16 protein-coding genes are annotated in these 20502 nt (G+C 37.7%); 7 read left to right on the top strand and 9 right to left on the bottom strand.

Annotated features, from left to right (window positions below; all coding sequences use genetic code 11):
• Window positions 1–51 precede the first annotated feature (51 nt).
• The 8 genes from WBG21_RS08110 to WBG21_RS08075 all read right to left on the bottom strand — a co-directional run bounded on the left by WBG21_RS08110 (window position 52) and on the right by WBG21_RS08075 (window position 11720).
• The gene (locus tag WBG21_RS08110) at window positions 52–1323 is read right to left on the bottom strand and encodes an adenylosuccinate synthase (RefSeq protein ID WP_340076687.1); all 1272 of its coding nucleotides are present in this window, start codon (window positions 1321–1323) and stop codon (window positions 52–54) included.
• Between the two features lie 18 nt (window positions 1324–1341).
• Complete coding sequence (locus WBG21_RS08105; protein WP_340076685.1) at window positions 1342–1788, bottom strand: Fur family transcriptional regulator; 447 nt, start codon at window positions 1786–1788, stop codon at window positions 1342–1344.
• Window positions 1789–1832: 44 nt separating this feature from the next.
• Window positions 1833–4037, bottom strand: a complete 2205-nt coding sequence (locus WBG21_RS08100) for a RelA/SpoT family protein (protein WP_340076682.1) — start codon at window positions 4035–4037, stop codon at window positions 1833–1835.
• A 41-nt stretch (window positions 4038–4078) separates the two neighbouring features.
• Complete coding sequence (locus tag WBG21_RS08095) at window positions 4079–5311, bottom strand: M48 family metallopeptidase (protein WP_340076679.1); 1233 nt, start codon at window positions 5309–5311, stop codon at window positions 4079–4081.
• A gap of 9 nt (window positions 5312–5320) precedes the next feature.
• Window positions 5321–6115: a TrmH family RNA methyltransferase gene (locus WBG21_RS08090; protein ID WP_340076677.1), complete on the bottom strand. Its 795-nt coding sequence runs from the start codon at window positions 6113–6115 to the stop codon at window positions 5321–5323.
• Between the two features lie 87 nt (window positions 6116–6202).
• Window positions 6203–7507 carry an amidohydrolase family protein gene (locus tag WBG21_RS08085; RefSeq protein ID WP_340076674.1) on the bottom strand — a complete coding sequence of 435 codons (1305 nt, stop codon included), beginning with the start codon at window positions 7505–7507 and terminating at the stop codon, window positions 6203–6205.
• A gap of 20 nt (window positions 7508–7527) precedes the next feature.
• Window positions 7528–10527 (bottom strand): amidohydrolase family protein, encoded by a 3000-nt coding sequence (locus WBG21_RS08080; protein WP_340076672.1) that lies wholly within the window; start codon window positions 10525–10527, stop codon window positions 7528–7530.
• Window positions 10528–10616: 89 nt separating this feature from the next.
• Window positions 10617–11720: a DUF3810 domain-containing protein gene (locus tag WBG21_RS08075; RefSeq protein ID WP_340076670.1), complete on the bottom strand. Its 1104-nt coding sequence runs from the start codon at window positions 11718–11720 to the stop codon at window positions 10617–10619.
• A 39-nt stretch (window positions 11721–11759) separates the two neighbouring features.
• On the opposite strand from WBG21_RS08075, the gene WBG21_RS08070 reads away from it, so the two are divergent.
• On the top strand, window positions 11760–13220 hold the full coding sequence (locus tag WBG21_RS08070) for an aminoacyl-histidine dipeptidase (RefSeq protein ID WP_340076911.1): 1461 nt from the start codon (window positions 11760–11762) through the stop codon (window positions 13218–13220).
• A 167-nt stretch (window positions 13221–13387) separates the two neighbouring features.
• On the opposite strand, the gene WBG21_RS08065 is transcribed toward WBG21_RS08070, so the two are convergent.
• On the bottom strand, window positions 13388–14677 hold the full coding sequence (locus tag WBG21_RS08065; protein WP_340076910.1) for a pyridoxal phosphate-dependent decarboxylase family protein: 1290 nt from the start codon (window positions 14675–14677) through the stop codon (window positions 13388–13390).
• 511 nt (window positions 14678–15188) lie between these two features.
• Between WBG21_RS08065 and WBG21_RS08060 the strand changes: the two genes are divergently transcribed.
• The 6 genes from WBG21_RS08060 to WBG21_RS08035 all read left to right on the top strand — a co-directional run bounded on the left by WBG21_RS08060 (window position 15189) and on the right by WBG21_RS08035 (window position 20454).
• On the top strand, window positions 15189–16037 hold the full coding sequence (locus WBG21_RS08060) for a DNA adenine methylase (protein WP_340076668.1): 849 nt from the start codon (window positions 15189–15191) through the stop codon (window positions 16035–16037).
• Between the two features lies 1 nt (window position 16038).
• Window positions 16039–16488, top strand: coding sequence for a hypothetical protein (locus WBG21_RS08055; RefSeq protein ID WP_340076665.1), 450 nt, complete (start codon window positions 16039–16041; stop codon window positions 16486–16488).
• A 3-nt stretch (window positions 16489–16491) separates the two neighbouring features.
• A complete protein-coding gene (locus WBG21_RS08050; protein ID WP_340076663.1) occupies window positions 16492–17607 on the top strand; it encodes a DGQHR domain-containing protein in 1116 nt (371 codons plus the stop codon).
• A 111-nt stretch (window positions 17608–17718) separates the two neighbouring features.
• On the top strand, window positions 17719–17955 hold the full coding sequence (locus WBG21_RS08045; protein WP_340076661.1) for a DUF3820 family protein: 237 nt from the start codon (window positions 17719–17721) through the stop codon (window positions 17953–17955).
• Between the two features lie 358 nt (window positions 17956–18313).
• Entirely contained in the window at window positions 18314–18613 is a 300-nt protein-coding gene (locus tag WBG21_RS08040; protein WP_340076659.1) for a GIY-YIG nuclease family protein, read from the top strand.
• 206 nt (window positions 18614–18819) lie between these two features.
• Entirely contained in the window at window positions 18820–20454 is a 1635-nt protein-coding gene (locus WBG21_RS08035; protein WP_340076657.1) for a CTP synthase, read from the top strand.
• Window positions 20455–20502: the final 48 nt, after the last annotated feature.

The raw sequence follows: 20502 nt of genomic DNA, 5'->3' as shown, positions 1-20502 counted from the left end.
TTTAGTATAGAAGAGTGCTTGTTAAGCTATTTTTAGGATTTGTCAAGAAGTTTACCTATGAATGGTCTGTGTCCTGTTAGGTCCTACAGAAACAATCTTTATGGGAACGTTAAGTTCACTTTCTAAAAAACCAATGTAATCATTAAGTGCTTTCGGAAGCTGATCGGCATTCGTGAGTTTTGTAAGATTATCTTCCCATCCTTTCATTTCTGTATATATCGGAGTAATATTTTCCGGTTCAATATTATATGGTAAATGACAGATTTCTTTCCCCTTGTATTTGTATGCTGTGCATATTTTTAGTGTTTTAAAACCACTCAATACATCGCCTTTCATCATCATCAATTGTGTAACACCGTTTATTTGAACAGCATATTTTAAAGCAACAAGGTCTAACCAGCCACAACGCCTTGGCCTTCCGGTAGTTGCTCCAAACTCGTTCCCTACCTTTGCCATTTTTTTTCCATCCTCATCAAAAAGTTCAGTAGGGAAGGGGCCACTTCCTACACGGGTAGTATAGGCTTTAAAAATACCCAACACCTCTCCGATGTTTCCAGGGGCTACTCCCAGTCCGGTACAAGCACCAGCAGCAGTAGTGTTGGATGAAGTAACATATGGATATGTGCCAAAATCGATGTCCAATAAAGAACCTTGTGCTCCCTCTGCCAAAATTGTTTTGCCTTCTTTCTGAGCGTTATATAGATATTCTTCACTATCTATAAACATAAGTTTTTTGAGTATTTCTACACCTTCGTAAAATTCTTCCTCCAATTCTTTAAGATCGTACTGTACATCTACGTTGTAAAATTTAATCATAGCTTCATGCTTGTTAGCAAGAGCTCTGTAACGTTTTTTCCAATCAGTTAATTCTAAATCACCTACCCGTATACCATTTCGTCCAGTTTTATCCATATACGTGGGGCCTATTCCTTTAAGTGTAGACCCTATTTTAGCTTTTCCCTTGGATGCCTCTGATGCAGCATCTAACAATCGGTGTGTAGGTAGAATAAGGTGTGCTTTTCTAGAAATAAATAGTTTAGATTGAATATCAATATTGAATTTTTCGAGGTTATCCAATTCTTTTTTAAAAATGACAGGGTCTATAACAACTCCGTTTCCAATAATATTAACTGCATTTTTATGGAATATACCAGAGGGAATGGTATGTAAAACATGTTTAAAACCGTCAAATTCAAGCGTATGCCCAGCGTTTGGTCCGCCTTGAAAACGTGCTATGATATCATAGTTTTTAGTGAGAACATCTACAATTTTGCCTTTTCCCTCGTCGCCCCATTGTAGTCCTAGTAGTAAATCTACTGCCATATATTGTGTGAATTGAGTTTAGTTAATTTTGTTGTTTTTAGTGCCGTAAAAATAAAGAGAATGATTGTGAATATTGATATCGAAAACTTCTTCTATGGTTTTTTTAATGGCTTGTATCCGTGGATCACAGAATTCCATGACTTCTCCTGTATCGGTAAGGATAACATGGTCATGCTGTTTATCAAAATATGATTTTTCATAATGTGCCTGATTTTGGCCAAATTGGTGTTTTCGTACCAACCCACATTCCAGAAGAAGTTCAATGGTGTTGTAGAGGGTAGCCCTACTGACACGATAATTTTTATTTTTCATTTTGATATAAAGCGATTCTACATCAAAATGTTCATCACTATTATAAATCTCTTTAAGTATAGCATAGCGTTCGGGAGTTTTTCGATGATTGTTGTCTTCTAAAAATGTAGTGAAAACATTCTTTACAATTTCCTGATTCTTGTCATTCGCCATGATATGCTACTCAAAAATTCAACATACAAATGTACAGTTAAAAATTAAATTCGGACGACTTTATCTATTCCGTTCAGTTTCTTAAGGTTATTCATCAGTTTTTTGAGTATTGTATTGTTTTTTACCACAACTGTAATTTTACCATTAAAAATACCATCATCCGTATCAAAACTTATATTTTTCATGTTTACATGCATATTGTCTGAAATAATCTTTGTGACATCACTTACCAGACCAATATTGTCAATTCCATTAAGTTTTATAACAGCAGTGAATTCTTGTTGCGAGGAATCTACCCATTTTGCATTGATGATCCGATATGCATAGTTTGATTGTAGAGAGATTGCATTTGGACAATTTTTTTTATGGACTTTTATGCCTTCATTGATAGTTACAAAACCAAATACATCATCTCCTGGAATGGGATTGCAACAGTTGGCTAGTTTATAATTTAGTTTTTCTTCTTCCTTACCGAAGACGAGCAGGTCATATTTTGAGGTGATTTCTTCTCTGTTTATATCATCAGGCTGAGCACTTTTTCGCATCCGGTTTTTAATAAACTTCATAAATCTATTATTGCGCGATGCTACAAAGTCTTTCAACATTTGATTATCAATAGTTCCAATACCCACTCTGTAAAACAAATCTAAACTTGTTTTTAGTTTGAAATAAATAACCAGTTCGTTTACTGATTTTTCATTTAAGAGAACTTTTAGTTGTTTAAGTTTTCTTCTTAATATTTCTTTTCCGTCTTCAGCAATTGTTTTCTTTTCCTCTTTTAAAGAAGTTTTTATTTTGGACCGGGCTCTTGCCGTGGTGGCATAATCGAGCCAGTTGGCTGTAGGTTTTGATTTTTCCGAAGTGAGGATTTCTACCTGATCACCACTTTTTAATTCATGACTTAGAGGGACTAATTTTCCATTTACTTTTGCCCCTCTGGTATGGATGCCTACTTCTGTGTGAATGTTAAATGCAAAATCCAAAGGAGTTGCCCCTTTGGGCAGTGACTTTAGATCACCCGTAGGGGTAAAAACAAATATTTCCTTGGCATACAGGTTTAGTTTAAATTCTTCTACAAAATCAACTGCATTGCTATCAGCATTTTCAAGGGCTTCTTGGAGCCGGTTTAACCATATATCGAGCCCTTGTTCATTTTGTTCACCATGTTTGTATTTAAAGTGAGCTGCATAGCCTTTTTCTGCAATTTCATGCATCCGCTCACTGCGTATCTGTACTTCTACCCAACGGCCTTTTGGTCCCATTACAGTTATATGAAGTGCTTCATAACCATTGGATTTAGGGGATGATATCCAGTCACGAAGTCGAATAGGGTTGGGACGAAAGTGGTCTGTAACAATAGAGTAGATTTTCCACGCTATGAACTTTTCATTTTTCAAATCAGATTTATAGATGATTCGAATAGCAAATTTATCATATACCTCATCATAGGTAACATTTTGAACTTGCATTTTCCTACGAATAGAAAAAATAGATTTGGAACGCCCTTTTATTTGATAATTTAAACTTTCTTTATCTAGGCTTTCTTTTAAAACATTTGAAAATGCTTTAATGTAGGCATTTTGTTCATCTTTACTTTCTTCTATCTTATTTGCAATATCATTATATACCTCGGGTTCTGTATATTTTAAACCAAGATCCTCAAGTTCTGTTTTAATATTGTATAGACCTATCCGGTGTGCCAATGGGGCATAGATATAGAGTGTTTCAGATGCAATTTTCACTTGCTTGTCTTCAGGCATAGATTCCATGGTTTGCATATTATGGAGCCTATCTGCAATTTTGATAATGATGACCCTGATATCATCATTTAAAGTGAGTAGCATTTTACGGAAATTTTCAGCCTGTAGTGATATATCTTTTTCAGTACTCAGATTTGATATTTTTGTGAGCCCGTCCACAATGCGTGCCACAGTTTCTCCGAAAAGTTGCTCAATGTCCTCTAAAGTGTATTGTGTATCCTCAACTACATCATGTAATAATGCGGCAGCGATGGAAGCGGCATCCATTCCTATCTCTGAAGCTACTGTCTTAGCTACATTTATAGGGTGAAAGATATAGGCCTCTCCGCTTTTTCTACGCTGATCTTTATGGGCATCGACAGCGGTGTCAAACGCCAAACGAATGAGTTTTTTGTCCTCATTGGTAAGTGTTTGATAGCTGATGCGGAGCAACTCCTTATATTGCTTGGCAATAGCTTTATTTTCCTGTTCTATATCCATTACTGCCATACACTAAAAGTACCATAAACTTACTTATTATACAACAAAAGCTATGCCTTAAGTTTTTTGATACGTTGCAAGAGTGTAGGGTGCGAATAATGTACGAATACATATACGGGATGTGGAGTGAGGTTACTTAAATTGTTTTTTGAGAGTTTTTTTAATGAAGTGATTAATGGTTCAGGCGCAAAGGTGTTTTTGGCATAGGCATCTGCCTGGTATTCAAATTTTCTGGAGAAATAATTCATAATAAGTCCCGTGAATTCAGAAATAGGGCTATACAAGACCCCGAACGTAATAAGACCGGCATGGAAACTGGGAATTTTTACGCCTATGGCCTGTGAAAATTCAGGATAATTAATAAACAATGAAAAAATATAAAAGGTAATTCCGGTTAACAAAATGGAGGTGATTAGGTTGAAAATAATATGCTTTTTTTTGTAATGCCCTACTTCATGGGCAAGTACTGCCACAATTTCATTGGTTTCCAAATCGTTGATCAATGTGTCGTATAAGGTGATACGTTTTTCACGCCCAAACCCTGAAAAATAGGCATTTGCTTTGGTTGATCGCTTAGAACCATCAATAACAAAGATATTTTTTAAGGTAAAGCCCACTTTGGCAGCATATTTCTCAATCTCATTTTTTAATGATCCTTCTTCTAAAGGTTTTTGTTTATTAAACAGAGGAACGATCAACCGGCTATAGAATAGATTTGCAAATAGGCTAAATACTGCTACTGCACCCCATGCATAGACCCAAAAATTGCTTCCGGTGGCTTCATAAAACCACATAATCAGCGAAAGGATCCCTCCTCCAACGATAATAAGTAATATCCATCCTTTTATCTTATCAAGAATAAAAGTTTTCTTCGTTGTTTTGTTAAAACCGAATTTTTCTTCAATAACAAATGTGTGGTACCAGGAAAAAGGTATATTTATAAGGTCACTTCCCAGCATAATAATCCCGAAAAAAATCAGGGCAATTAAAATGGGATTATCGGTATAATTTCTGGCTATGGTATCTATAAAATCAAAACCATCTAGAAAAAGAAAACCAAGTATTAAGGCAAACGAAAAAGTACTGGTAATAATTCCGAATGTATAGTTTACTTTTTTATACAGTTGCGATTTTTTATAAGCTTCTTCGTCATATACATCACTGAGTTCCTTCGGAATAGGGTCATTAAACTTTTGAGCATTCAAACGATCTATTATTTTATCAATAGTAAAGTCAATGATAATGATAGCAATAATTGTATAGAATAAGAAAGTTGGGTTCATGGATTTGTGTCAGTTAAAATTTCGTTGTCTTTTAGCTTCAAAAATAAGGATTGCCGCAGAAACAGAAACGTTCATAGAGTCAATCTTCCCTTGCATGGGGATAATAATATTTTTTGAGGCGTTCTGTAACCATTCGTCATTTAATCCGGTAGCTTCTGTGCCTACAACGAGAGCTGTAGGCTTTTTGTAATCAATGGTATAATAAGGAACAGATGCTGATAAGGCGGCACAATAGATATGAATATCTTTTTCTTTCAAGAACGAAATAATTTCATAAGTACTCCCCATAACAATCTGATTGGTGAAAACACCCCCTACACTAGACCGGATGATATTAGGGTTGTACAAATCGGTTTTAGGATTTGCAATAATAACAGCATCAAGGCCTGCAGCATCAGCGGTACGCAATAATGCCCCAATGTTACCAGGTTTTTCGGGTGCTTCGGCGACTAAAATCAGCGGATTTCTATTCTTGAAGGTCAATGAACTTAATTCGTGAGTTTTTGCTTTTGCAATAGCAATGATACCCTCTGTAGTTTCACGATAGGCTATTTTTTGATAGACTTCTTTGGTTAGTTCGATGTGTTTTTCTTCATCGGTAAAAATTTGAGAAAGTGTTTCCCAAGCGCACAAATCCGGACAAAATAATAGTTTTTCAATTTCATAACCGTTTTTTATGGCCAGTGAAATTTCTCTAATTCCTTCAATGATAAACAACCCCAATTTTTTACGCTCTCTAGGTTTATCTTTGAGTTTTAGGGTTTGTTTTATTAAAGGATTTTGAATGCTGGTGATTTGTTTCAATGAAAGAATTTTATAAACAAAAATAAGATTAAAAATCAAAAGCCCGAATAAAATGATTCGGGCTTTTGATAAATGTGTATTATCATATTACTCTCTGCTCAATCGTTCTACATAACGCTTCCACAGTTTGGTTTGGTGAGTTTCCAAGCTTATTTTACGCCCTTGGATAAAAGCATAAGACAATCGGTTTGTCCTCATATCTAGAGCATCTCCTTCTGAGACAAACAAAGTAGCATCTTTTCCTACTTCAAGTGTACCTGCAAAATCATCAATGCCTAATATTTTTGCAGCATCTCCTGTAATCATTTGAACGGCTTTTTCTTTATCCAATCCATAGGCAGCAAAAGATCCTGCATAGAAAGGCAGGTTTCGTGTGTTCATACGTTCCATCCGGCCACTAGGCTCTATGCTGACAAGAACACCTTCTTCAACCAGTAATTTGGCCAACATGAAAGGCTGTTTTGCATTGTCATCTTCTTTTCCGGGAAGCCTGTGTGGACGGCTTAAAAGTACCGGAATGTTTTTTTGTGCAAGTAGTTTGGCTACTTTATCGGCTTCATCACCTCCGACAATAACCAAGTTTGTGATACCTAAGCTTTCGGAAAAATATACTGCATCTGTGATTTCTTTTTCACCATCAGCATTTACGTATAATTTTTGCTTTCCCGTGAATAACCCTTCTACGGCTTCAAAGGGAAGGTTTTTTGGTGATCGACTGCCTTGTAGGTAGGCTTTGGCCTGCTTCAGAAAAGTTTTTAATTCATCTACCTGCTCTGTATATTTCTTATTAGGCTTCAAGCCCGGATCTTCACCTAGCCACCAACGACCTCTTACAAAACTGTTAGGCCAGTTCATATGAATAGCATCATCTGTTTTGATAGCAGCTTCTTCCCAATTCCAGGCATCCAGTTGTACTACAGAAGATGTTCCGGATATTCTTCCCCCACGAGGGGCCACTTGTGCAAGTAGTATGCCATTTGGGCGCATGCTTTCTACAATTTTAGATTCAGCATTGTAGGCAATAATGCTTCTTACGTGTGGAATGAGGCCACCTATTTCAGAATCATCGTCCGTAGCACGTACAGCATCAATTTCTACGAGTCCTAGCGAGCTATTTGCAGCTATAAACCCTGGGTATACATGTTTTCCGGTAGCGTCAATTATATATTTATAATCACCTTGTGAGACATTGTTTTGGTTCCCTACATAGGTAATTTTCCCATTATCAAAACCAATAGCACTGTTTTCAATAACTTGTCCGTTTCCAATATGGGCAGTTGCCCCAATAATCAATGTAGCTGCGGGCTGTTTTGGAGCAGGTGCTTGTTGTGACCATATAGCTACTGAAAAGAGAAACAGAATAGCTAATTTTGTATATTTTATATTTTTCATCTTAATTCTTTGTTTTTGGTTTATAAGGAATCACAATGTAAATGTTCTTTCACCTCTTTTTTAGGTGCTTGTGTTTTCATTCCTTTATTCTTTGCTTGTATCATCATGTTAATCAGTTGATTACGTTCTTTGTCTATTTCATTTTTCATTTGCTTCATTTGCTCATAATCATAATATACAATCCCTTCAATCATAGTTTTTTCAGCAATAGAATAAATAGACATCGGGTGCTCGCTCCATAAAACTAAGTCAGCATCTTTACCAACTTTTATGCTCCCTGTACGGTCATCAAGATGAAGTAATTTAGCAGGGTTTAGTGTAACAAATTTCCATGCTTCTTCTTCAGATACACCACCATATTTCACGGTCTTGGCTGCCTCTTGGTTCAATCTTCGGGACATTTCAGCGTCGTCTGAGTTAATGGCCACAGTAACACCTGCATTGTGCATAATTGCTGCATTGTATGGAATAGCATCATTTACTTCATATTTATAGGCCCACCAATCAGAGAAAGTAGAGCCTCCCGCACCATGTTCTGCCATTTTATCGGCTACTTTATAACCTTCCAGGATATGAGTAAATGTGTTGATGTTAAAATTGAACCTTTCAGCAACTTTCATGAGCATATTGATTTCACTTTGTACATATGAATGGCATGATATGAACCGTTCTTTATTAATGATCTCAGCTAAAGTTTCCATTTCAATATCATACCTAGGGGCTTTTGTACGTGCTTTTGCTTTAGAGGATAGTGCATTGTATTTTTTCCATTTGTTATCATACTCTTTTGCCCGTTGAAAATAGTCCATATACACTTGTTCTACACCCATACGGGTTTGTGGAAACCGGACTCGCTCGATATCACCCCAGTTGGATTGTTTCACATTCTCTCCCAATGCAAATTTTATAAACTTAGGGGCATTATTTATCAACAGATCTTCAGGGTCTTCTCCCCATTTTAATTTGATGAGTGCAGAACGCCCTCCTATAGGGTTCGCAGAACCATGAAGGATTTGGATAGCGGTAACACCCCCTGAAAGGTTTCTGTAGATATCAATGTCTTCAGAATCCACTACATCGTCAATGCTCACTTCAGCAGAAGAATTATGGCCTGCTTCATTGATAGCAGCAGCAGCAATATGAGAATGTTCATCAATAATTCCAGAAGTAAGGTGTTTCCCTGTAGCGTCAACCACTTTAGCACCACTTTCAGAAAGATTAGTGCCAACAGCAGCAATTTTGCCATTTTTCACCAACACATCGGCATTTTTTAAGATACCTTGTTCTTCATTGGTCCAGACAGTAGCATTTTTAAATAAGATGGTTTCCTGTTTGGGCATTTCTTTAAACCCGTAGGGCTTATTGGGATAGGTAACAGGAAGTAGTGTGATATCATCATCTTTTTTGCCATCCTTTTTGGTTTCTTCTTTTTCAGGGGCTTCTTTTTTGTTGGCATACCAAGTAGTCGCTACTCCATTGTTAAGCACAGCATTCCCTTCTAAATTATCATTGCTTGTTACAGCAGCTGTAAGACGAACGAATTCTGTTTTATTTTCATCTATTGGTGTATAGAAGATATTGACCCAACCATTTTCATAGCTCATCTTAGATTCAATTTTTGTAGAATCTTGTTTGATTTCAGATGACAACTTCGGTAGTTCTCCTTTGATGGTCAAAGAATAAGAATCTCCTGCGACGGTTAAATCATATGTTCCCCGAATATCTTTGATGCTCATATCGGTAATAACGTTCTTATTTCCCTGCACCCAGTTTTCATAAAGTGTTGACCCTTTATCAAAAACATCCCCTGATGTGATCAGGAAATTGGCATAAGCACCACTTTTAAGAGTTCCAATCTCATTAGACTTTCCTAAATAGCTTGCAGGAATGGTGGTCAATGCTTCTAATGCTTTGGTTTTATCAAAACCATATTCGATAGCCTTTAATAAGTTAGCTTTAAAGTCAGAAACCTTTTTTAGATCTGCAGTCGTTAAAGCAAAAGAAACACCATTATTTGCCAATATTGCAAGGTTAGAAGGTGCCTGGTTCCACATGCGCATATCAGAAAGGGATACTTTACTGGCACTATATGGATCAGTTACATCATAAGCATCCGGAAATTTTATAGGGATAATATAACGGGCATTGGTCTGTTTCACTTCATTGATGCGTTCAAACTCATTACCACTTCCTTTAATGATATAATTTAAGCCAAATTCATCAGCAATTTTATCGGCACGGAGCCCATTTAGTTTGTCCCCTGCGTCAAATATTTGCGGAAGGGTTCTGTTTTTTAACAATGCTTCAATAGAAAAGTCTTTTGTGGACGCATTTCCTTTTTCATACCAAGCAGCATCATTATAGAACTGTCTCAATAGTGCCATAGCCCCCATCAGTGAGGTAGGGTAGTTTTGATTGGATGCAATACTTTTTGAAAAAGATAAATGCTGCGCAGCATGTTGGTCCAATATCCGTTTACTGTTGTCATCTTTGTTGTTTAGGGCAACTAAGACACTGGTTCCTCTTACAATTCCATCAGGGATGTGTGTATTGATAGTTCCAAAACCTGCTTTTATAAGCTCATCAGCTTTTTTACTATCGTATTTAAACTTTTCAATAGCTTTGTTTTCCGGCATTACATGGTCATTCCAATAAAAACCCTCACGGGTAGCATCGTATTGCGAAGTCCTTCCAAAATTAGAATTTCTTTTTGGCTTTTCCACACCAAAATCAGCGTAGATATCAATAAAAGAAGGATATATATATTTTCCTTTTAAATCAATTACGACACTGTTTTGCGGAATAGAAACGGTTGTGCCAGAGGCGATTACTTTTCCATTTTGGATAAGCAGGGTCCCGTTTTCAATAACCTGTGTAGGGGTTACAAATATTTTGGCGTTTGTGAAAGCGGTGTAGTTATTGTTAACTGTTTTAACACCATCATTCTTTGGGAAGTATTCCTGTGAAAAAACTGACAGGCTACAACATACAAAGAAGATCATCCATATTTTTTTTCTCATAAGATGTATAGTTGATTAGTAATTTTTTAAAGTCCCTAAAAATAATACAAATGATAGGAAGGAAACACCTGTTTAGCTTTTTTTAACATTTATAGTGGTGTGCTTTCATGGTAGTTGACGAGGAGTGCAATTACATAATTATAGCTTTTGATGCCCTCTTTTTGGTTATTGGCCTTTAAAAAAGTGTCGAATGAATTTTTAAAGATAGGTTCGGCCCTATTGTCATATTTGCTCCAAAAATTGGCGACATTAATATAATTCTTAATAATTCCCGGATTGATCTTTGCAGTCACCTCCCTGAATTTGTTTTCATCCCTTCTCTTAATTTCCCCTAGGCAATATCTAAGGCTGTACACATAAGCGGAATACTTAAAATAAATATCATCATTATTCACGGCGGCCAGATAACCGATAAAATTTGCTTCGTTCTCTGCTGAATAACCAAGTTGGTGTGCTAATTCGTGACAAGTAACGGTTGGGTACTTATAGCTAAATGCAACCCTATTTACATGTGCCTCATGAGTAAAAGGGTTTAGATAACCTCCATAACCCATATAGGTGAGCATAGTACTATACAATGATGACTTTATGCTTGCCGGGCGATAGGCCAAATCTGGGATATTTTTCTCCAATTGATCATATCCTGAAACAGCCATCCGGTAAATTTCTTTGGTTGTGTAAGGGATGGTTACCATTACTGTATCATTTTTGGTAATGCTCAGGTGTACTTCGTTTGCTTTATTAACAAGGCGGTCAGTGAAATTCATTAAAGCTTCTTCAGTATAGTCTTCATTCAGATTATAAGTCTCAGAAACGGGCAATCGGTAGTAATTCATTCCCCAAAATAGATGGAAAATAAAATAAAGCATAGAGATCACAACAAAGACTTCCCTGAAGAAATTCCTAGTCTCATAAAAAAACATCCAACCTTTCCGGATCAGAAAACGAATAATTAAAATACCGGCAATGGTATAAAAAATATCCCCTACGGAAAAAGGGACCCAACCAAAAATAAACCGAAAACCTTTTGACAGGTACGGATAAACTCCATTGCTGTAATAGGCTTCAATAAATTCCGGATATTTTGCAAGTTGCTTCACGATCACTATTTGTGGAAAAATAGAAACCGCAATAATGGTTTGCATTCGTTTGGTCATGTGCCAAAAATAAATAAATTGCCCATAATCCGGCATACAATGGCTACATTTGTCGGTGAAATAAAAATAAAGCAGATGAGTACCGATATCCGAAACCTTTCTCCCCAACAAGTATGGACTAAATTTGCTGACCTCAATGCTGTGCCAAGACCTTCCAAAAAGGAAGAAAAAGTCATTGCATTTATGCTTGACTTTGGAAAACAACTAGGACTGGAAACCTTCAAAGATGAGGTAGGCAATGTAATTATCAAAAAACCGGCTACTGCGGGGATGGAAAACCGAAAAACGGTAGTAATGCAATCGCATTTGGATATGGTGCACCAAAAAAATTCGGATACCGTGTTTGATTTTGAAACACAAGGTATTGAAATGGTCATTGATGGTGATTGGGTAAAGGCCAAAGGCACTACACTGGGAGCCGACAATGGAATGGGAGTGGCTGCCATCATGGCGATATTGGAAAGCAATGATATTCCACATCCGGCCATTGAAGCTTTGTTTACGATTGATGAAGAAACCGGGATGACGGGTGCCATGGGCCTAAAAGAAGGAGTGCTTTCCGGAGAAATTTTACTGAACCTTGATACCGAAGAAGATGACGAAATTGATATTGGCTGTGCCGGAGGGATCGATATCACCGCTGAACGGACATACAAAGAAGAAGCCGTTCCGGAAGGGGCAATTGCATATAAAATTAGTATTTCTGGCCTGCAAGGAGGGCATAGTGGCATGGACATTCACTGTAGATTGGGGAATGCCAATAAAATAATGAACCGTTTGCTTTTTGACGGGTTTGAGAGTTTTGGATTGCGCATTGCCGAAATTGATGGTGGCGGGCTCCGAAATGCGATTCCAAGAGAGAGTTTTGCCATTGTCATCGTAGATAAAGTGCAGCACGATGCTTTTCTGTTTGAATTTAACCAGTTGGCAACCACTATAAAAAAAGAATTAAAAACAACGGAGCCTGTTTTAAAAATAGGAGCAGTAGCAGTCGATCTGCCTGAAAAAGTAATGGAGCTCGGTGTACAGGAAGGCATTACCAGAGCCATCTATGCTGTTCAAAATGGGGTATATGCCATGAGTGCCGATATGGATGACTTGGTAGAAACCTCCAACAACGTTGCCCGTGTTTTGGTTAAAGACGGAAAAATTCAGGTAGCGTGCCTTACACGTTCTTCAGTGGAATCGGCAAAAATGGATATAGCAAATACCATAAGGGCTGCTTTTGAACTGGCAGGTTGTGAGGTACGCTTCACCGGAAGTTATCCCGGATGGACACCCAATGTGGATTCCCCCATACTGCATGTATTGGCAACCAAATATGAAGAACTGTTTGGTAGCAAACCTCGGGTAGTAGCCTGTCATGCAGGGCTGGAATGTGGTATTTTGGGACAAAACTACCCTGAAATGGACATGATCAGTTATGGGCCAACCATAAAAGGGGCACATTCCCCCGATGAGCGGGTAAGCATTTCTTCCGTTCAAAAATTCTGGAAGTATACATTGGAGATTTTGAAAAGTATTCCGGAACGGTAATTTATCTACAGGCTAGAATTAAAAGTAAAGCTCTAAAAAGAGTTAACATTGGTTGTCCCGATGGCATTGGGATGAAACACTTTTTCGTTATCATTAACAAAATAGAATTCTCGACTGCCCGTCCGACGGAACGGGCGGACGCTCGAATTGACAGGAGTATTCCTTTTTTATACTTTTCTATTTATCAGATCGGCTGCTACGTGTTCAATATCAAGCAACAACTCTTGAATATGTTCCTTGTTGGTACCTTCATTCATTACCGAAATACGTAAATAGCGAATGTCATTTACAATAGAAGAAGTAATAAAGAAATTACCGCGTTTCACCAGTTCGTTGCGTATTTTTAACTGAAAATCGTTGTCCAACCCATACTTGGTATAACGGAAACACAACACATTGGATTCCGGATAGTACGGACATTCAAAATCCGGATGGTTGTGTATAAGGTCATGGAACGCCTTTGTAATAGCATATCGTCCTTCAATAAATTCTGCCATGCCCTTTTCGCCCGTTACCGCCAACGCAAGGAAGAGTTTGGTGCCCAAAGCTGCTTTGGTGCATTCAACCGCTTTTGAGATGACATCCACACCAATCTGGTCTTTTTCAAAAAACAGATAGCTTCCTTTCTGGTTAAACGTGTGATGAAGTGCTTTATAATCTTTGAACAACACCGCTGTAGAAAGCGAAGAAGTCTGCATCATTTTGTGCGCATCCCAAATCATGGAATCGGCCATTTCAGCACCTTTTAGCAACCCGCGTTCTTTTTCGGAGATCAATGCTGCGGCGCCGTGTGCGCCGTCCACATGGAACCAAAGCCCATTTTCTTTACAGAAAAGCCCAATTTCCGTTATCGGGTCATACAAACCGGTAGAAGTGGCACAAGCGTTTGCCACTACAGCCATCACCCGTTTCCCTTCTGCTTTTAATTGCTGATATACCGGGTACAGGTTATCAGGGTCCAATACTTCTTTTTCGTTCACCCTTACCGGGGCAATCGCTTTGCTGCCCATTCCCATGATGGAAACCGTACGGGCAATAGAGTAGTGCGATACCTCCGGTGCCATCACGGCCAGGTCGCTTGGGTTACCCTCCGTCCAGGCATCCGGGGCTATTTTAGCACGCGCGGCTAACAGGGCTGTTAAATTAGCGACGGACCCCCCATGGGTAAACACGCCGTCTCCTTGTGTTTTTGAAGAATCTGCCTCGGTAAGGCTATCGCCTTTTAACCAACCTACTTTTTGCAACATCCAGTTGACGAGTACCTTTTCAATAGTAGCTGCTGAAGGCCCCATTTCGTAAATGGCCATCGGGTTGTTAATGATACCGTGGATAAAATCGGCTATGCCTGCTGCATAATGCGGTGCCGATACTTGATGTCCGATAAATTTCGGGTGGTGCAGGTGCTGTGAATTTTCCAGGTACGCTTTTAGGAAACCAGCAAAATGGGCACTGTCCATACCGCCGTCCTTCAGCCACTTTTCCAATTGCAGTTGCGCAGCAATTTCGGTAATGGGGCGTTGCACCAATACAGGATGGGTTCCTTGTTGGCTATCGGCCAAATAATCACTTAATTGCTCTAGGGCAATATGCCCCATATTCTTTAGCGCGGTGGGCGAATCTTTCATGCTGCAAAATTCTGGAATATTTTTGAGTTATGCTAGTTGAAAATGAGTTCTCTTTAACCCTCTATGTATAAACGTAAGGGTCATTTCGAATCCTTCGTGGGTAGCGTGGGAGAGAAATCTATTTTTTTACGGGTTGCTGGTTTAATGAGATTTCTCCTCCGATATCCATCGGAGTCGAAATGACGCTTTTTTATAAAACTACAGTTTTACCGTAATCAATTACTTTTTTTGTAGGGGTATTCATTTTATTAAAAATAGCTTAGATTTGTAGGCGTATATAATATAATAAGGCTAAATTCAATGGTATGTAGCCCTACGTTGGGTATAATGCGAAGAAACATTTATGAAAGAAGAAATAAATTTAGATCTGAAAAAAGAGAATAAAAGCTTGAAACCGTTTATTAGATGGGCTGGTGGTAAACAAAATCTGATAAATGAAATTTTTTCAAATCTGGATTTGAGTAATATTGACCGATTCTTTGAACCATTTTTGGGAGGAGCATCATTTTTTTTAAAGAGTGATTTCAACCAGTCATTTTTATCTGATTTAAATCCTAACCTTATAAATTGTTATCAACAAATCAAAAATGATCCTGATTCCATTTTTAATGGATTATCCGAATTTAAAACACCAATAAAAGAAAAACTTTATTATGATATTCGTGATAAATTCAATAAATATAGTGGAGATCAAACTCTTGAACAAGCCATCCGATTTGTATTTTTAAATAGAACCTCTTTTAACGGAATTTATAGAGTCAATAAATCTGGGAAATACAATGTCCCATTTGGCAAAGCAAATCCAGCTTTCTCAAGTCTTGAACATTTAAGAGATGTTAGTGAGAAATTGAAGACAGCTAACCTATCTTTTGATTATTATGATAGTATTGATAATTCAACGCAAGACGGGGATTTGATCTATTTAGATCCACCTTACCCTAAACTATCTGATACAGCATATTTTAATCATTATACGTTGGACAAATTTGATCAAAATTCACAAGAAGAATTAGCTGAATTTGCTCAAGCCCAATCCCAGAAAGGATGTAAAGTTGTAATATCAAATGCAGATCTTGAAGATATTAGAACTTTATATAACAATTGGGAAATAATTGAATGCAGTGCTTATAGATTTATATCTTGCAAAAAAGAAAAAATTAAAGTTAAGGAATTAATAATCAAGAATTTTTAGAATGAAAGAACATCAACAAACAGCAATATTTTGTATTGTGAGTTTAATTGGCAATCTTCTTCCTCTTCTGTTGGGTTTGCTTTTTTATGTGGCGAACTACAATGCGTGGGAAGGTTGGAACATATTTTTTATAGATGGACAATTTTATCTTTATAGTGCTTCCCTATTAACTGCAAGTGCCTATATATTCTATACATATAAAGTTAGAAATACTGATTTAAACTCTGTTCTTTTATTAGTGAGCGGATTGTTAATATTAGCAGTTTCAATATTTTATGCTTGGAAACTTTCAAATACTAATAATGACATAACATTTGTAAAATATTCATCTGGTGTTTTATTTTTAGTTACACTTGGTCTTTACTACTATTCCAATTTACTTAATCATCGTAAAATTGATGTAATTGCGTCACAAAAACAAGGTATTGAAGATATTCTAAAACAACTATAAAGTATGATAAAGCCAGAAGACCAAAGAATTGAAATAAAGTGTTTAGAGGTTAAACAACCTATTGGTAAATTCTACATAGGAGTCATGCAACATGATGCCCTTGTTAAAATATCATATGCTGATATCAGAAGATTAGAAGTTGGTGATGAAAAGAGAGAAGTTGAAGTATACTCTGGAATACAAAGAGAATTATCAAAAAACAGAGTTAGAGAGCTAGGCAAATATGTCAATTTAGTTGATGCCACATTTCCTTCTTCTGTTATATTGCATATAAAGGAGGAAGATGTCGAATATGACTCTGATAATCATATAATGTTTCTACCCTTTAGAGACAATGTAGCCAAAGTTTTGGATGGTCAGCATAGAATTGCTGGCTTGGAAGACTTTGAAGGCAAAGGAAGTGATTTTGACGTAAATGTCACAATCTTTATTGAAATGGAGCTGGAAGATCAGGCAATAGTATTCGCAACTATTAATAAAACTCAAACTAAAGTAAATAGATCCCTAGTTGCTGACTTATTTGCTTTTGCTAAATTTCGTAGTCCACAGAAAACTTGTCATAACATCATAAGAGCATTAAATCAAAAAGAAGGTTCACCATTTAAAGATAAAATTAAAATATTAGGTACTGCCGACGATAAGGAAAAGGAAACTATTACACAGGCAACCTTTTCTGAAAAATTAATTGACTTTCTCTCAAAAGATCCTATGGATGACAGAAATACATACAAAAAAGGTAAAACACCTGATAAATTTGAAGGTAAAGAGTTAGAAAGAAGACCATTAAGAAATTTATTTATCGAAGAAAAAGATGGAGATATTGCTAAAATAATATGGGAATTTTTCGATGCAGTTCAAGAAAGATGGCCGGATGCTTGGTGGAAAGTTGAACGTGAAATGATTTTAAACAAATCAACAGGGTTTTTAGCTTTAATGAGGTTTTTTAAGGACGCTTATGTAGAGCCTGGAAAAATAGGTTCTATAGTCGAAAAAAAATATTATAAAGATCTTTTAGATAAATCAAATTTGACTGATGCAGACTTTAACAGAGATAATTTTTTACCTGGATCTGGTGGTCAATCAAAATTATATAAACAATTAGTAGAAGAATGCTTATAAGCACTACGCCCCTCGCTCCCGCTAGCATCCTTTGCTAGTGGAGACCCCCAACTTAAAACTATTTAAAAATACTCAATAATCCATATAAAATCACATTCCTAATTTTACCCTATGGAACCACCTGTGAACAAAGACCACCTTATAACACTTGCCTGGTACAAAATGCCCTTTGGGAAATATAAAGATCGATATCTTATTGATTTGCCGGTGGCCTATCTTACCTGGTTCCAGCAAAAAGGGTTCCCGAAAGGAAAACTGGGCGATATGCTGCAATCCGTCTATGAAATAAAAACCAATGGCCTGGAGCACCTTATCCGGAACATCCAAAAATTATATCCCAACACCTAGTCATTTCGACCCCGATGGATATCGGGGGAGAAATCTCAAAAAGCACAAAACCTTATTACATCTTTAGTTAGATTTCTCACCCTTGCTTCCGCAAGGGACTCGAAATAACATTTGTATTTTATTTAAAAACCTCTGGTCATCTTGAAGGAGCAAAGCAACTGAGAATCTCAAAAAAAATGAACTCTATTATACTATTGTCTAGATTTCTCACCTTTGCCTCCGCAAAGGGTTCGAAATGACATTTGTATTTTATTTAAAAAACCCCTGGTCATCTCGAAGGAGCAAAGCAACTGAGAGATCTAATATACATTCTTCCCATTCAAAAACAATACAAGCTATTTTTCCTACTTTTATCGCTATGCTATACAAGTACTTTGTTTACATAACAACAAATAGCAATAAGACCACACTTTATATAGGCGTGACCAATGATATTCAACGGCGGCTTTCACAGCATTATTTTGATAGTCAATATGCTAAAAAATCATTTGCAGGGAAATATAATTGTTATTATTTATTGTACTATGAAGGCTTTGAGGATAGCAATGAGGCCATAAAGCGAGAAAAAGAGCTTAAAAAGTGGCGAAGAGAGAAGAAAAATGCATTGATAACCGCTTTTAATCCCAACTGGGAGTTTTTAAACCATCAGGTTATTTAGTACACGTCATTTCGACCCTGATGGACTATCAGGGGGAGAAATCTCAAAAAAATATTAACGCTGTTATTCTTGCAATTGGATTTTTCACCCTTGCCCTGTATAGGGTCTGGAATGACACTTCATAATTAAATAATTCCACCTGCACGTTTCCATTATCCGTTGGCAATTCGTATTTTTGTGCGCGTTAATAGCATAACGCATATTCCATGGCTACGACCAAATATATTTTTGTAACAGGCGGGGTAACCTCTTCCTTGGGAAAGGGGATCATTGCAGCCTCGCTCGCTAAGTTGTTACAGGCACGTGGGTACAAAACCACCATTCAAAAACTAGACCCGTACATTAATGTAGATCCCGGAACCTTAAACCCCTATGAACATGGCGAATGTTATGTGACGGATGACGGAGCGGAAACCGACCTTGACCTTGGTCACTATGAACGCTTTTTAAATGTGCGCACCTCACAGGCCAATAATGTAACTACCGGCCGGATCTACCAAAGCGTGATTGAGAAAGAGCGGAGAGGGGAGTTTTTAGGGAAGACCGTACAGGTAATCCCGCATATTACCAATGAGATAAAAGAACGCGTTCAACTACTGGGAAAGACAGGCGAATACGATATTATCATTACAGAAATTGGGGGAACGGTGGGCGATATCGAGTCATTGCCCTATATTGAAGCCGTACGGCAATTGCTTTGGGAGCTGGGCGATAACAATGCCATTGTGGTGCATTTAACGCTGGTGCCGTTCCTATCGGCTGCCGGTGAATTGAAAACCAAACCCACGCAGCATTCCGTTAAAACCTTAATGGAGAGCGGGATACGGGCAGACATTTTAGTATGCCGTACCGAGCATGAACTTTCGGATGACCTGCGTGATAAATTGGCATTGTTCTGCAATGTGAAGCGCGAAGCAGTGATACAATCGATAGATGCATCGACTATATACGACGTTCCGAATTTAATACTGCAAGAGGGCTTGGACAAAGTGGCTTTGAAAAAGCTTGCCTTACCGGATGATTCGCAACCGGACCTTACCCAATGGAACGAGTTTTTAAAGCGCCATAAAAACCCAAAACATCAGGTAACTATTGGCTTGGTAGGGAAATATGTAGAATTGCAGGATTCGTATAAGTCCATTTTAGAGGCATTCATCCATGCAGGGGCTGCCAATGAAGTAAAGGTGAATGTAGAGTCCATCCATTCCGAATATATAGATGAGAAAACGATTGCCGAGAAAATAGCCCATTTAGATGGTATTTTGGTAGCTCCCGGTTTTGGGGAACGCGGTATAGAAGGGAAGATCAGTACCGTAAAATATGCACGCGAGCATAACATCCCTTTCTTAGGAATTTGTTTGGGGATGCAAATGGCGGTGATCGAGTTTGCCAGAAATGTACTGGGATTAAAAGGCGCTAATTCCACAGAAATGGACCCCGGTACACCACATCCGGTGATCGACCTGATGGAAACCCAAAAAGAGGTAACCGATAAAGGCGGTACCATGCGTTTAGGGGCTTGGGACTGTGAGTTGAAAGCAGATAGTATTGTACATGAGGTATATGGTGAAAAACAGGTTTCTGAACGCCATCGTCACCGCTATGAGTTTAATGATAGCTATAAAGAACAAATAGAAACAGCGGGACTTGTTGCTACCGGGTTAAATCCTGATACGGGCTTGGTAGAAATTGTGGAATTGCCTAGCCACCCTTGGTTTATAGGGGTGCAATACCATCCTGAATATAAAAGTACAGTGGCTAGCCCACATCCATTATTTGTAGCTTTTGTAGGAGCAGCATTGAAGTACAAAAAAGAAAAAACAACCGCCAGAATGGCATAAAAATAATATTTGGAGATATCTTTGCTAGCTTTTAAAGAGTAAAAGCAA

This window comes from Leptobacterium meishanense (assembly GCF_037645805.1).
GTDB classification, from domain to species: domain Bacteria; phylum Bacteroidota; class Bacteroidia; order Flavobacteriales; family Flavobacteriaceae; genus Leptobacterium_A; species Leptobacterium_A meishanense.
Note: the sequence above shows the minus strand (reverse complement) of the source record. Positions and strands in the feature narration are given on the sequence as shown.